Consider the following 14,874-nt stretch of genomic DNA (forward strand, 5'->3'; position numbering starts at 1 on the left):
AATTTTATAAGGAAGGCTACATTATAGGCTTTCTTATGTTATAATTTTAAATATGATAATAGGAATATGCACTTGCGAAATATTTATTTACGATGCAAACTCATTGAAGTCAAAGAGATCCGTCGTAAAAAGTATTATCGAGAAGTCAAAAAATAGATTTAATATATCAATTGCTGAAGTTGGCGAAAATGACAAGTGGCAGAGGAGTCTTATTTGTTTTGCCACAGTTTCCAATGACAAAAAAGTTGTAGATGAGACCCTAGAAAGAGTAATACAATTTTTTAACACTTACAGCGAAATTGAAATTGTGAATATAGAAAAAGAAATTTTATAGAGGAGAATATGAAGGATATTTTAACTCATGAGGAGGCAGATTTATGCCTGGATATACTAGAGGAAACTTACCCAGATGCCCACTGCGAACTTGAGCATGAGAGCCCATTTGAACTTTTAGTGGCGACAATTTTATCTGCCCAATGCACAGATGTTAGAGTCAACAAGGTTACAAGCGAAATGTTTAAAAATTACAACAAGCCAGAAGACTTTGCTGAAATGGATATAAAAAAATTAGAGGGACTAATTAAGGAATGCGGTCTTTTTAGAAATAAGGCAAAAAATATTAAAACAAGCTCTTGTGTAATCTTGGAAGATTATGATGGCGAAGTCCCAAACACAATTTCTGAATTATTAAAACTTCCTGGAGTTGGCAAAAAGACAGCCAATGTAGTGGCGTCTACTGCCTTTGGAGTGCCTGCCATTGCCGTTGACACCCATGTCTTTAGAGTTAGCAATAGAATTGGTTTCGTCCACGAAAAAAATGTTGCAGATACAGAAAGAGCCCTTGAAAATAAAATCGACAAGAGCAGGTGGACAAAGGCTCATCATTTATTTATTTTTCACGGAAGAAGATGCTGCACTGCGAGAAATCCCAAGTGCGAAAGCTGCACTATTAATAAAATTTGCAGATATTATGAGGTTTAATCTTATGGAAAATTTAGGCAATAAAATTTTAAATATTAATAAAAAAATTTTAATTACCCTTGCACTTATTTTGATGCTGATTTTTATTTCTGTAATGTATTTTACTGAAGAATACACCAATCCCTATATGCACAGAGGTGTAAAAATTGAGGGCATAGATGTGTCAAGCTTATCAAAGGAAGACGCTCTAAAGGAAGTAAAGACCATTACAGATGAGATGATAAAAAATAAGGTAGTTAATTTTACCTATGAAGATATTACTGTGCCAGTGCCCTTAAGGGACTTTGGCTATAAGTTAAACTTGGAAGAAGCAGTGAATAATGCCTATAGCTATGGCAGATCTGACAATTTATTTTACAACTATATTGACATAATCAAGGGATATATTTTTAAAAAGAATTTTGTAGCAAGGCCAGACATAAATAATTCTAAAAGGGAAGAAGTAATTTTAAATATAGGAAGTAAAATTTATAAAAAGCCCCTAGATGCTTATCCTCTTATAAATCCTGACGGCAGTGTAACTATAAAAGATTCAGAAATTGGAAGATATATGGATATGAATGAGGCAAAGGAATTAATCAATTTAGATATTTTGCACGAGGAAAAAATCGAACTTCCAGTTTATAAGACTGAGCCAAAAATTTATTCCAATTACTATGAAGGAATCGACAAAAAATTAGGAGACTTTGAGACAGACTATTCATCTTCAATTAAAAATCGCAAAGAAAACATAAGACTTGCCGCATCAAAGTTTAACAACATGAAGTTAAATCCAGGCGATGAAATTTCCTTTAATGATGTTGTGGGAGAAATTTCAGAAAAAACTGGCTTTAAAAATGCAACAGTTATTGTGGGCGGAGAATATGAAAATGGAATTGGCGGAGGAATTTGTCAAGTTTCCACAACTCTCTATAATTCGCTAGTTTTATCTGACTTGGAAATTACAGAAAGACACAATCACTCAAGACCTATTCATTATGTGGACCTTGGAACAGATGCAGCTGTTGCCAGAGGCTACAAGGATTTAAAATTTAAAAATAATACTAATAATCCAATTTTGATCTTGGCTGAAGCAAATGGAGAAAAATTAAATTTCAAAGTTTTGGGTCATGGCAGCGACAGAGACTATGAAATAAAAATTGTGCCAGAACTTCTAGGTACAGTTAGTCCTGGTGTTAACACAATTTATTCAGATGATTTGCCTGAAGGAGAATCAACTGTGAAAGAAAGTGGAGCAAGGGGTTACTCCTATAAGACTTATAAAGAAATAATAAAAAATGGCGAAGTTGTAGATAAAAAAGAAATTTCAAAATCCTATTACCTTCCCAAGGACAAAGTTGTTGTAGTGGGAACGGGAACAGGAACATCCAATGACAAAGATAAGGACGAGGATTAATAAGAGCTTAGGCTCTTATTTTTTTGCTAATATAAAAAACCAGGCTCTTGTGATAAAATAGAGACATGAAGATATTTAAGAGATTTAAAAAGAAAAAGTCAATTTATAAAATTCTTTGGGAAAATAATTTTTATTTAGAAAAATTAAAGGATCTAAAAGATTTTCATTTATCTGATGGGAGCTATGAACTTTCTCTTGCTAAGGGCGAAATAAAATTAAATCATATTAAGACAAGAGAGATAAATAAGGCTGTGGATGATTATTATTTGCGAGATAGCCAAGCCATAGATGAGTTTGAAGATTTTTTTAAGGACCACAGGGCAGTGGAGGCAGAGAGAAATTTTCTCACTTTTTTGCTACAAAAAATTGAATTTGACGAGTCAAAATTAGTTGGCCTTTCAATTTTACTTATGCGAGATTCACAAGTGGAAGAATGTGTAAAATTTGGCATGCTCCTTACAAAGTACTACAATCTTCAAGAAGTTAGAAGGGCTTACGAAATATTTTTGAATTTATTAAAACATCCTGCCTTTATTTATTACGGCATAGATGTTTTGAAAAATATAGATTATGGGATAATAGACGATTTATACGAAAAGACTACGGAAATTGGAAAAGAAATAATAGAGGAGAAGGCATGGAATTAGGAAAAATACAAAAATTAAGAGTAGAATCAAAAAATGGCAAGAAGATTTTTTTGGCAGATGAAGAAAATAATAGGGTCCTACTTGCAAAGGGCGAGGGAGAGGATTTAAAGGTTGGCGACGAAGTTGAAGCCTTTGTCTACAATATTCACGAAGAATTTGAAGCAACTTTAAAGAGACCCTATGCACAAGTTGGTGACTTAAAAAAATTAAAGATTGTTGACAAGGCAAAGATTGGTTACTTTGTGGACAATGGCATTGGCAAGGATATTTTCTTACCCTTCAAAGAAAGTTACGGAAGGCTTACTGTAGGTGAAGAATATCTTTTGTACCTCTACCACGACAAGAGCGACAGGCTTGCCCTTACCATGAATATAAAGGACAAACTTTTAGTAAATGACAAGTACAAGGTCAATGACATAGTCAAGGGAACAATTTATAGCATGGGGAGACCTGGTGCCTTTGTTGCCATTGATAACAAGTATGATGGAATGATTCCTGCTGAAGAAATCAAGGGAATTTATAAAATTGGCGACGAAGTTGAAGCTAGAGTCCAAAGAATTTTGCAAACTGGATTTATAACTTTGACTTTAAGAGAAAAGGCCTATAAGCAAATAGATGCCGATGCTGACTTAATTTTAGAACTACTTGAAGACAATGGTGGCGTTCTTGAAATTGGCGACAAGTCCGATCCAGAAATCATAAAGGATTTGACTGGACTTAGCAAAAAAGCCTACAAGAGAGCAGTGGGACACCTCTACAAAAATAGAAGCATTAATATTTACGATACAAAAATCGAGTTGAGACATGGAAGAAAATAAATTTACAAGAGAAATAATTGACTTTGACTTCAAGGGGTTTGGCATGGCAAAAGTTGATGGACTGCCAGTATTTTTAGATGGTGGAGTTATTGGAGACCAAGTAGAATTTTTAATTACCAAGAAAAAGAAAAATTTCTGCAAGGGAAAAATTATTAATATAATAAAAAAATCTAAGGACAGAGTGAAGAGCCCCTGTCCTTATTTTAAAGATTGCGGAGGTTGCGACTTCCTAAATTATTCTGATGACATGGAGTTAAAGTGGAAGGAAGATGACACAAATAAGAATTTAGAAAAAATTGCAGGCCTTGACATAAAAGTAGAGGAAGTTCTTGACTCGCCAGAAAAAACTCATTACAGAAATAATATGCAGTTCCAAGTGAGAGATGGATTAATTGGACTTTATGGCAAAAATTCTAAGGATATAGTTGCCATAAAAAACTGCCTAATGCAAAGAGATAAGGCCAATGAAGTCTTACAAATAATGTGGCGATACAAAAAACTAAAGGACCTAAAGCGAATTGGCATTAGAACAAATTATATGGGCGAAGTCCTTTTAATCCTTGTAACAAGAGATGGAGAAGTGGAAATAAGGGATGTCCTTCCTGATTTAATTGAAGCAGGAGTAAAATCAATTTATTTAAATTACAATGCTGGGGACAAGTTTCACTATTCACGAGAATTTGAAAAAATTTATGGCGAGGATACAATCGAAGAAAAATTATTGGACATAAATTATAAAATTTCACCAGAATCCTTTTTCCAAATAAATAGGTTGGCGACAGAAAAATTATATCAAAAAGCAATTGAGTACTTAGAGCCCAAGTCAGAAGATAAAATTTATGACTTATATTGTGGAGTTGGCTCAATATCACTATCTGTAGCCAAAAGTGGAGCTCAAGTAATAGGAATTGAAATAGTAGATAGTGCCGTCGATGACGCAAGAATAAATGCAGAAAATAATAGTATCAATGCAAGATTTGTAAAGGGAGCGGCAGAAGAAGTCATAGAAAAACTTTGGCAAGAAGAAAAAATTTCTCCAAATAAAATAATAGTAGACCCACCGCGAAAGGGACTTGACGAAAAATTAGTAAACTTCTTAAAGGAAAACCCAGTAGAAAGGCTTGTCTATATCTCCTGTAACCCAGCTACCCAAGCAAGAGATTTAAAATCCTTAAAAGAAGTATATAGGGTGGAAAAAGTAGCCTTAGTAAATCTCTTCCCAAACACAGCTCACGTTGAAGCAGCAATTCTGATGACGTATTGTGGTTTGGACAAGGAATAATAGGAGTCAACCACAACATGTAGTGGTTTGAGTACGAAAATTGGGTCAAAAACAGGCTAAAAAATACCGTTTTTTGACCCTTTTAAATAGGGCATTTGACAGATGACATTTGATGTTTCGGGATTAAAAATCCATAGGGTGAGGTAGATTAGCACAGAACTTTATTGAATAGAGAAATTAAAAGTGATATAATCAGTTGCATAAGGAGGAGTTAAATATGTGTACATGTATTGCAGTAGTAGATATTACTTTATCTCATTTATAATGAAAAAAATTAAAGGAGGTAAAGGTATGGGTATGTTTTCTATATTTGTTATTGAGAGATTTCATTATCAACCAAACCAAAAATAATTGGTTATAATGAGCTCTTAAGATTAGTTCATTATAACCGGCAAGGAGAAGTTTATAATGAAACAGAAAAACCCGAAAAATACGCAAAATTTCATTACATCTAAAAAGCATGTAAAGGAAATATTAAAATATACGAATATCAATAAACAAGATAAAATAATAGAAATTGGGTCAGGAAAAGGACATTTTACCAAGGAACTTGTGGAAATGAGTCAACGGGTGAATGCTATAGAGATTGATGAAGGTTTATGTCATGCCACGAAAAAAGCAGTTGAACCTTTTCAGAATATAAAAGTTATTCATGAGGATATTTTGAAGTTTAGCTTTCCTAAAAATACAGACTATAAAATATTTGGTAATATTCCCTACAATATTAGTACTGATATTGTAAAAAAGATTGCTTTTGATAGTCAAGCGAAATATAGCTACCTTATTGTAGAGAGGGGATTTGCTAAAAGGTTGCAAAATACCCAACGAGCTTTAGGTTTGCTGTTAATGGTGGAAATGGATATAAAAATTCTTAAAAAAGTGCCACGAGCATATTTTCACCCTAAGCCTAATGTAGATTCTGTATTGATTGTACTTGAAAGGCATAAACCATTTATTTTAAAGAAGGACTACAAAAAGTATAGATTTTTCGTTTATAAATGGGTAAACAGGGAATATCATGTTCTTTTTACTAAAAATCAATTAAGACAGGTGCTGAAGCATGCGAATGTTACTGATCTTGATAAATTATCCAATGAACAATTTTTGTCTGTTTTCAATAGTTACAAATTATTTCAATAAATTAAAAATAATTAAGCGTTCTCTAACTTTAAGAGAACGCTTAATCTTATTACATTGAAAAATGCATTCTATTATTTTCAATTATTATGATATAACATAACTATCATTTTACTTATTTGCATATTTGCACGAAAATATAGTTATCGACGACTATTCTGATAATAGCAACTAATATAGTCAATGATAACTCAAAATTTATTGATATAGTAGGTATATGTGCAACTAATTAGGGAAGATTTTAGCTTGCCATTTCTGAAACAGCTAAAACAAGTATTGCGTAAAGAATGCGCCAGTCTTCCCATGGACTTAAAATGCATGCTTGGGGCACACATAAAACCCCTTGAACAATCTATTGACAGAGTTGAAGGACTGTCGGAGATTCTAAGACGAAGTAATCCTAAAATGGCCCTATGCCATACAGATATTCATAATTGGAACTTGATGCAACGGGATGAGCAGTTAGTTCTAATTGACTGGGAAGGCTTGAAATTGGCTCCAGTAAAAGCTGATCTCATGTTTTTTGTTGATAAGCCATATTATGATGTATTTATGAACATATACCTGAAATTACACAAAGATTTTTTAATCAATACGGATGCTTTGTTATTCTATCATATTAGACGTAAACTAGAAGATATATGGGAGTTTATTGAACAACTTTTATATGACAATCAAGAGGATAAGGAAAGAAATGAAACTATAAAAGTTCTTGATGGTGAACTGAATAACTTAGTGTTTTGAAAAAAGAATAACGTATTATTAAGCTAAATAATATTGGAGAAGAAAATGAATAAACAAGAATTATATCAAATTGCTTTCAGTATAATTAATCATAAAAAGTTACGGAACTTTGGAACTTCAGGGCATGTTGCGTGCGCGTTGGAGACAAATAGCGGTAACATCTTTACAGGAATATGCATTGACTTGCCCTGTTCTATTGGCTTATGCGCTGAACAGTCAGCTATTGCTGAAATGGTAAAGAACAATGAAACTGCAATCAAAAGGATTATCGCTGTATTTGAAGATGGGAGTATACTTCCACCATGTGGAAGGTGCAGAGAGTTTATTGCACAGATAGATAATCAAAATATAGAGACCCAAATTGTATTACCTGAAATGGAAGAAGTGTTGCTGAAAGATTTATTACCAGAAAGGTGGGATGGCAAATGGAACTGAAAAAGATAACTAGCAGGGTCTTTTATTATCCACATCAACCAGAAACTGATAGGCCTATGTTGGCATACTTAAATGGAGATAAAATTGCACTTGCCATTGATGCAGGAAATTCAGCAGACCATGTTGATGAATTTTATAAATCCCTAGAAATCGAGGACCTAAAGAAGCCAGATTTTACTGTCATCACTCATTGGCACTGGGACCATACCTTTGGAATGCATAAAATTCACGGATTGTCCATTGCACACCATAAAACCAACGAGTTTTTGAAACAGGAAAGAGCCAAACTATCTGACAGTGCATATATAAAATTTTTGATAAATGATGATGAGTGCCTAGCTAGAGAATATGTAGATAATAAAAGAATTATTGCCGTTCTATCGGATATCCAATTTGAAAAAGAGCTTACCCTTAATCTCGGTGGAATAACCGCAATGATTTTTCATACGGTTTCACCCCATTCGGAAGATACGGTGCTTATCTATATTCCTGAGGAAAAAATATTGTTCTTGGGAGATTCAACAAGCGAGGATTTCTACGATGATGGGTATATGGATAAAGAAAAATTAATGTCATTAACAAATTTGATAGAAAGTTTCGACTGTAAGTATTGTATTTTAAGTCATGCAGAGCCTCTAACTAAATCAGATTTATTAGATTACTTAAAATCCATTCTAAAATAATAATCCATGAGGTGTATTGATATGTTCCCGTCTACCGATAGCCCCAAAAACGCAGTGGATATGTTCCCGAGAACGGACACACTCAAATGACATTCATTCTATCCTCTCAAGCCACGTTGAAGCCCTAACCCTATTGGTACGAGATTCGCACAGAGAATCGAAGTAGCGATAGAGGGAGGTCAGCAGACATTTGTGCCAAATCAAAGATTTGGGCAAATGGTTGCATCAGACCTACATTGATTCGATTTCGCTCATCATGTTAGGTCTTGATCATGCCAAGAATCTCCAAGAAAAGCGACTAATAAGGGTGCTTCGAATGGCATGATTCGACGGCTGAGACTGTAGTATTGATGTCAAGAAAATAAGATGATGGGTTATAAGACTTTTGAAATCAATGGCTTTTAGGATTTTAGAATAAATCTTAAAAGCCTAATTTTTTGCTTTAAATGCTACTTTATGATGATAATATTAGAAAGAGTAGAGAAAAAAGTTTACAAAATAAATTTAGGTATAATGCACAGCGATAATACATGTTTATAGATATAAATAAGTTGAGATGGTGAAAAGGAAACAATAAAAATTATTTTAAGAGGTAAAGGAAAAACACATTGACAACTTTCTATATGATTTGTATAATTTTATATGAAAAGACCAAGGAGGTTTACATGAAGAATAAATATATAGAGATATCAAAAAAATTAAAGGTTTTAAGTGATCCAAAACGATTAGAAATTATAGATATGTTATCTTGTAATGAATTTTGTGCATGTGAGATATTAGAGAAGTTCGATATAACACAACCAACACTGTCTAATGATATGAAAAGATTAGAGGATGCTAATTTAGTTATCAGTCGTAGAGAAGGAAAAAACATATATTACATTGCCAATAAGAAGATTCTGAAGGATATGCAATCCGACTTAAAGGAAATATTTGATAGCGGAGAGGAATGTATTTGTCACACTAGGACTAAGTAAATTTTTCTGAACCACACATAGAAACATTTGAATGTATCTATACTGAAAGAGCTAGAAGAACTATGGAAAAAATAAGAATAGGGGTAGAAGAACTATGGAAAAAAATAAGAATAAAGGGATTAATGTATTTCAAAAATACCTAACTTTATGGGTATTATTTTGCATGATTGTAGGGGTACTTATAGGAAAATATATACCTATAATCCCATCTGCTCTAGGTAAAATGCAAATTGCAGGTATATCTGTGCCGATAGCAATATTAATTTGGATTATGATTTATCCAATGATGATGAAAGTAGATTTTCAAAGTATTAAAAGAGTTAGAGAAAATCCAAAGGGCTTATTTGTAACATGGGCTGTTAATTGGCTAATAAAACCATTTACTATGTTTGGAATAGCTTATTTGTTTTTCTTTATTATATTTAAAAATATCATTCCTAATGATTTGGCCAATGATTATTTAGCGGGGGCTGTTTTGTTGGGAGCTGCGCCATGCACTGCTATGGTTTTTGTGTGGTCGACTCTTACAAAGGGTGACCCTGCTTACACTGTGGTTCAAGTAGCCACAAATGATTTAATCATTTTACTTGCTTTTGTTCCTATAGTGAAGTTTTTATTAGGTATATCTAATGTTGTAGTACCATATAGCACATTATTTGCTAGTGTGTTTTTATTTGTTGCTATTCCATTATTAGGAGGTGTCATCACAAGGAAAAGAGTAATTGATAAAAGAGGAAAGGATTATTTTGAAAAACAATTTTTAAGTAAATTTGATGGAATGACAACAGTTGGACTACTATTGACTCTAATAATTATATTTTCTTCACAAGCAAATGTAATTTTAGAAAACCCATTTCATATTTTATTGATAGCTATTCCACTTACCCTTCAAACATTCCTAATTTTTACTATAGCCTATGCCTTAAGCAAAAAAGTAGCTTTACCCTTTGAAATAGCTGCGCCAGCAGGCATGATTGGAGCTTCAAATTTCTTTGAATTATCTGTAGCTGTTGCAATAGCAATATTTGGGATAGATTCACCAGTTGCATTAGCTTGCACTGTAGGTGTTCTTACTGAAGTACCAGTTATGTTATTCTTAGTAAATATTGCTAATAATACAAAACACTGGTTTTTAGAAAATTATGAATCTTAAGTTTAGGGAGGTTAGAGATGTGGAGTTTTATTCAAGATCAAATTCTCGGTATGAAATGGCTCAATGAATTGATAGGAGAAGTATTAACAAATCTTGGCCTTGATATGACTTCAAAACTTGGAGGAAGCTTACAATTTTTCATCTATGATGTTATAAAGATTACAATCTTACTTTGCGTGTTAATTTTTATAATTTCTTATATACAAAGCTATTTCCCACCTGAAAGAAGTAAAAAAATTCTGGGACGTTTTGATGGATTAGGGGCAAACATTATATCTGCTTTACTAGGCACCGTAACACCTTTTTGTTCATGCTCTTCAATCCCTATATTCATGGGCTTTACAAGTGCCGGCTTGCCTATTGGAGTGAGTTTTTCATTTTTAATATCATCTCCAATGGTTGATTTGGGTAGTCTTATTTTACTTATGAGCATCTTTGGAGCCAAAATAGCTCTAGCATATGTAATCTTCGGGCTAATTATTGCTGTAATCGGTGGTAGCCTCATCGAAAAAATGCATATGGAAAGATATGTAGAAGATTTTATAAAAAATGCAAGTCAAGTTGATATTAGCTCTCCAAGCTTAACATTAAAAGACAGAGTTGATTTTTCGAAAACTCAAGTTAGTGACACTTTCAAAAAAGTTTTTCCTTATATTTTAGTAGGTGTGGGTATAGGGTCATTGATACACAATTGGATTCCTCAAACTTGGGTAGAAAATATCTTAGGCAGCAAGAATCCATTTGGAGTAGTTTTGGCAACTATTGTCGGAGTACCAATGTATGCTGATATTTTTGGAAGTATACCAATAGCAGAAGCTCTATTGTCAAAAGGAGCTCAACTTGGAACTGTCCTATCTTTTATGATGGCAGTAACAACGCTAAGCCTACCATCATTGATTATGTTAAAAAAAGCAGTTAAACCTAAGCTTTTATTTCTATTCATAGGAATTTGTACTTTTGGGATAATTGTTGTAGGATATTTATTTAATATTTTTAGCCCTATTTTAATTTAATGGGCAACTAAAATGAAAGTATTAAGTAGAAAGTAAAAAAATATATGCTCTTGTGAAAACAATCGTGTGGATTAAGGAGGAAAAAAATGAGATTATTTGGTAAGAAAGAAAAAAGAGATAAAGATTGTACTTGTGGAGGCAATTGTGAACCTGTTAATAAGAAGGAAGTTAAAGAAACAAGTTGCTGTGATGTAAATTTCTCGCCAGAGAATATAGAAAAAGCAGAAGAAAAGAAGAAAGAGAAGGGCATAAAGATACTAGGTTCTGGCTGCTCGAAATGCCTTGCTTTAGAAAAATCAGCCAGGGAAGCCCTCGCTGAACTTAATGTTGAAGAAAATATAGACCACATTACAGATTTTTCTCAAATCGCAAGTTATGGAGTTATGTCTACTCCGGCATTAGTTGTAAAGGGCAAAGTTGTATCCTATGGCAAAGTTTTAAACAAGGATGAAGTGAAAGAATTATTAGAAGAGAATGGTGTAAATTAAAATGAGAAAGCCAAAAGTTGCATTTATATGTGTGCATAATAGCTGTAGGAGCCAAATTGCAGAAGCCTTAGGGAAAAAATATGCTTCAGATGTCTTTGATTCCTATTCAGCTGGAACACAAATAAAAAAACAAATAAATCAAGATGCTGTCAGATTAATGAAAGATATATATAATATTGATATGGAGAAAACTCAATATTCAAAGCTGATTTCTGAACTGTCAGATATTGATATATCCATTACTATGGGATGTGATGTAGTCTGTCCGATTGTAGAAAATCAATATACAGAGGACTGGAATTTAGAAGATCCAACAGGTCAAGATGATGAGTTTTTTAGGAAAATTATATCTAAAATAGAAAAAAATATTAAGGATTTAAGCCTTAGAATTAAGAAAAATGAAATTAGTTTGAATGAAAATAGAAGTTGATTTTTGAATAAAGCAATAACTATTTTTAATAGCTATAATGCCTATCTGCTAGAGAGTTATAATTAAGCAATTAGTGGACATATTCCCACATACACGGCTTTTGAAAATTTCTTTAGTTTTATAAGTAACGACCATTCAAACCACGTTGAAGCCCTAACCCTATTGGTACGAGATTCGCACAGAGAATCGAAGTAGCGATAGAGGTAGGTCAGCAGACATTTGCGCCAAATCAAAGGTTTGGGCAAATGGTAGCATCAGACCTAGATTGATTCGCTTTCGCTCATCATGTTAGGTCTTGATCATGCCAAGAATCTCCAAGAGAAGCGCCCGCCAGGGTGATTCGATTGGCAAGATTAGACGGCTGAGGCTATAGCCATCTTGTCTAAACTAAATCCAGGGGTCCACTTAGATTTTGAAATAGGTGACGATGAATAAAGAGAAATAGAATTTAAGAAAAAAACAATAGAAGATGCATTTAAGTATTTTGGAATGGTGTAAGAATTACCTACATTAAAGATTCTAAAAGAAGTTTATATCTTATACCAGCTAAGAAGACTAGTATAGAAAAAGTGAAAGTACAATGGTAAAATGTAAGATTTTAACAAGTAAAGAAGAACTGGGGTCGATTGTCAAAAAAGTTTTCTATGAAGCTAAAGATAAGGAAGCTTATAAGAGGATAACTATAAAAATTAATGAAGAATTAAAAAATTTTTTAGAACAAACTAAGGGAAGGCATGGAATAGATAAAGAGTTTATAATCCCAGGTAGTTCAACCTTAAATAATCTTTTAGTTGTTCGGGTTGAGGATATAAGATCTGAAGGCGACTATTATGAATGTGACTTATTGGTCCAATTTTTTGCAGAAAAAGAAGATTTTAAAGATTTAATGGAGCTGGAAGAAAAGATAAAGGGGAAGCTAGATGAAGGCTTAACAGATTTAGAAAAGGCTGAATTTCTTAACACCTTCATTACCGAGAATATTAGCTATGATAAAGAGCATAGATCCAGGTCTGCTCTTGCTGCTGCTATAAGTCACAAGGGAACGTGCGTTGCTTTTTCTCAACTTTTTCTAATTTTAGGAGAGGCAGTAGGTTTAAAGGTAGGATGCATCAGTAGTAATGTCATGAAACATCGTTGGAACTATGTAATCATAGGTGATGAGACTTATTATATTGACACCACTTTTAATGCAACGAATAATAAGTCAAAAAAACTTTTCTTCCAAACAAGTCCAATTCATTTAGAAAGAGGAGCCGATCAAAAAATAGCTGTGCCAATTATAGACTAATATAATTCTAAGAAAAGCTGTTTTTAACAATTAAAAATAGAATATTAAATCTTCACTTTTGGAAATCCAAAGCTTATAGTTTAGATCCATAAAGAGCTCATGAAGGAGATAGTTGTTGAAAAAACTACAGATATTTTTGATTGGGCTATTAAGGAAAGTGAAGATGTACAGGAGTTAGCTTGGGAGAAGTGCAATCTATAGATTATTCTTGGGGTGAAATAGATATAAGGACATATCCAGTTGATAGGTTTGAAGTGAGAAAATCATATGTCTTGGAACCATCCTATGACATTGATATAGAACCAGGTGACATAGACTTAGCAGATACAGTGACAATGGTATGGGAAATAAAATAGTAGGGGAATAAGCTTCGCTTACAGATTTAAAATAGCAAAACTTTTAAATAAACTAAAGAAATTATAAGAGTTATGAAATCTACAAATTGATGTTAAAAGAAAGCTCTCGTGTCAGGCTTATCTAAAGAAATGTCAGTGGATAGGAAGCATTGCCTGGTGAAAGCTAGGTCAGAGACTGTAGTATTTATGATAAATATTGTTGGTATAGCGTCAAATTAGAATTTTATGGAGAGTGAAAGAAGTGAATATCAAAGAAGAATTATTGGAATTGCAGGATATTTCATACGCTGATTTTCAGGCGAAATTGACACCAAATATACCGAGAGACCTTTTTATAGGAGTAAGAGTTCCTGACCTGAGAAAGCTTGCTAAAAAAGTTGCTGAAGAGCCAGAAACATCTAAATTTCTTAAGGATTTACCACATAAATACTATGATGAAAATATGCTTCACGGACTCATAATCTCTGAAATTAAAGACTATGATGCCTGTATTGTGGCAGTTGATGATTTTCTGCCTTATGTAGATAATTGGGCTGTTTGCGATATTATGTCTCCCAGGATTTTCAAGAAGAATAAAGAAGCACTTTTGGAAAAAATTAAAGAATGGTCCGCATCAGAAAAGACCTATACTTGTCGATTTGGCATTGAGACCTTGATGTCTCACTTTCTTGATGATGATTTTAAGCCTGAGTATTTGGAGATAGCTCTTTCTGGTAATAGCGAAGACTATTATGTTAGAATGATGATTGCCTGGTTCTTTGCAACTGCTTTGGCAAAAGAGTGGGATGCGACCATAAAATACATGGAAGATCAGCGCTTAGGTAGGTGGACACACAATAAGGCAATACAGAAAGCACGTGAAAGTAGGCGTATTACACCGAAAGAAAAAGAATATTTAAAGTCGCTTAAAGTATGACGAATTTCAATAGATAGTGGACTTTAACTTGCACATCGTATGGTTCTATTGATTGCAAAAATTTGGAGTTAGATTGAGAATAACTTTTAATTAACTTAGCAGTAGAAATAAGAATGTGAGGCCTTATGAT

The 14,874-nt window shown here is 33.2% G+C and carries 19 protein-coding genes; all 19 read left to right on the top strand.

The window, feature by feature from the left end:
- Positions 1-52: 52 nt before the first annotated feature.
- The 19 genes from HGPG_RS01765 (at position 53) to HGPG_RS01845 (ending at position 14,744) form a co-directional block, all read left to right on the top strand.
- Positions 53-334: a DUF503 domain-containing protein gene (locus HGPG_RS01765; RefSeq protein ID WP_036731194.1), complete on the top strand. Its 282-nt coding sequence runs from the start codon at positions 53-55 to the stop codon at positions 332-334.
- Positions 335-342: 8 nt separating this feature from the next.
- Positions 343-981 carry an endonuclease III gene (nth, locus tag HGPG_RS01770; protein WP_019124336.1) on the top strand — a complete coding sequence of 213 codons (639 nt, stop codon included), beginning with the start codon at positions 343-345 and terminating at the stop codon, positions 979-981.
- Between the two features lie 4 nt (positions 982-985).
- On the top strand, positions 986-2,377 hold the full coding sequence (locus HGPG_RS01775; protein WP_019124337.1) for a VanW family protein: 1,392 nt from the start codon (positions 986-988) through the stop codon (positions 2,375-2,377).
- 65 nt (positions 2,378-2,442) lie between these two features.
- Positions 2,443-3,024: a hypothetical protein gene (locus HGPG_RS01780; RefSeq protein WP_019124338.1), complete on the top strand. Its 582-nt coding sequence runs from the start codon at positions 2,443-2,445 to the stop codon at positions 3,022-3,024.
- The gene (locus HGPG_RS01785) at positions 3,015-3,842 is read left to right on the top strand and encodes a CvfB family protein (protein WP_019124339.1); all 828 of its coding nucleotides are present in this window, start codon (positions 3,015-3,017) and stop codon (positions 3,840-3,842) included. Before HGPG_RS01780 ends, HGPG_RS01785 begins: the two co-directional genes overlap by 10 nt.
- A complete protein-coding gene (gene rlmD / locus HGPG_RS01790) occupies positions 3,829-5,124 on the top strand; it encodes a 23S rRNA (uracil(1939)-C(5))-methyltransferase RlmD (RefSeq protein ID WP_019124340.1) in 1,296 nt (431 codons plus the stop codon). Before HGPG_RS01785 ends, rlmD begins: the two co-directional genes overlap by 14 nt.
- 291 nt (positions 5,125-5,415) lie before the next feature.
- Positions 5,416-5,475 (top strand): erythromycin resistance leader peptide, encoded by a 60-nt coding sequence (locus HGPG_RS10665; protein ID WP_146743586.1) that lies wholly within the window; start codon positions 5,416-5,418, stop codon positions 5,473-5,475.
- A 57-nt stretch (positions 5,476-5,532) separates the two neighbouring features.
- Positions 5,533-6,264: a 23S rRNA (adenine(2058)-N(6))-methyltransferase Erm(A) gene (erm(A), locus tag HGPG_RS01795; protein ID WP_000810833.1), complete on the top strand. Its 732-nt coding sequence runs from the start codon at positions 5,533-5,535 to the stop codon at positions 6,262-6,264.
- A gap of 216 nt (positions 6,265-6,480) precedes the next feature.
- Positions 6,481-7,005, top strand: coding sequence for a phosphotransferase (locus HGPG_RS01800; protein ID WP_019124341.1), 525 nt, complete (start codon positions 6,481-6,483; stop codon positions 7,003-7,005).
- 45 nt (positions 7,006-7,050) lie between these two features.
- A complete protein-coding gene (locus HGPG_RS01805; protein WP_001041171.1) occupies positions 7,051-7,440 on the top strand; it encodes a cytidine deaminase family protein in 390 nt (129 codons plus the stop codon).
- Positions 7,431-8,123: an MBL fold metallo-hydrolase gene (locus HGPG_RS01810; RefSeq protein WP_019124342.1), complete on the top strand. Its 693-nt coding sequence runs from the start codon at positions 7,431-7,433 to the stop codon at positions 8,121-8,123. The genes HGPG_RS01805 and HGPG_RS01810 overlap by 10 nt, the downstream gene beginning before the upstream one ends.
- Positions 8,124-8,788: 665 nt before the next feature.
- Positions 8,789-9,100: an ArsR/SmtB family transcription factor gene (locus HGPG_RS01815; RefSeq protein ID WP_019124343.1), complete on the top strand. Its 312-nt coding sequence runs from the start codon at positions 8,789-8,791 to the stop codon at positions 9,098-9,100.
- Between the two features lie 94 nt (positions 9,101-9,194).
- Positions 9,195-10,253 (top strand): ACR3 family arsenite efflux transporter, encoded by a 1,059-nt coding sequence (arsB, locus tag HGPG_RS01820; RefSeq protein ID WP_019124344.1) that lies wholly within the window; start codon positions 9,195-9,197, stop codon positions 10,251-10,253.
- Positions 10,254-10,270: 17 nt separating this feature from the next.
- Entirely contained in the window at positions 10,271-11,266 is a 996-nt protein-coding gene (locus HGPG_RS01825; RefSeq protein WP_019124345.1) for a permease, read from the top strand.
- 86 nt (positions 11,267-11,352) lie between these two features.
- On the top strand, positions 11,353-11,754 hold the full coding sequence (locus HGPG_RS01830; protein WP_019124346.1) for a thioredoxin family protein: 402 nt from the start codon (positions 11,353-11,355) through the stop codon (positions 11,752-11,754).
- Position 11,755: 1 nt separating this feature from the next.
- On the top strand, positions 11,756-12,184 hold the full coding sequence (locus HGPG_RS01835) for an arsenate reductase ArsC (RefSeq protein ID WP_019124347.1): 429 nt from the start codon (positions 11,756-11,758) through the stop codon (positions 12,182-12,184).
- A gap of 580 nt (positions 12,185-12,764) precedes the next feature.
- Complete coding sequence (locus HGPG_RS01840; protein ID WP_019124348.1) at positions 12,765-13,472, top strand: transglutaminase domain-containing protein; 708 nt, start codon at positions 12,765-12,767, stop codon at positions 13,470-13,472.
- Positions 13,473-13,651: 179 nt separating this feature from the next.
- Complete coding sequence (locus HGPG_RS10205) at positions 13,652-13,828, top strand: SIMPL domain-containing protein (protein WP_019124349.1); 177 nt, start codon at positions 13,652-13,654, stop codon at positions 13,826-13,828.
- 241 nt (positions 13,829-14,069) lie between these two features.
- Positions 14,070-14,744, top strand: a complete 675-nt coding sequence (locus HGPG_RS01845) for a DNA alkylation repair protein (RefSeq protein ID WP_019124350.1) — start codon at positions 14,070-14,072, stop codon at positions 14,742-14,744.
- The last annotated feature ends 130 nt before the right edge of the window (positions 14,745-14,874 follow it).

Origin of the sequence: Peptoniphilus grossensis ph5 (genome assembly GCF_000311825.1) — a bacterium.
Classification (GTDB): Bacteria; Bacillota; Clostridia; order Tissierellales; family Peptoniphilaceae; genus Peptoniphilus_A; species Peptoniphilus_A hominis.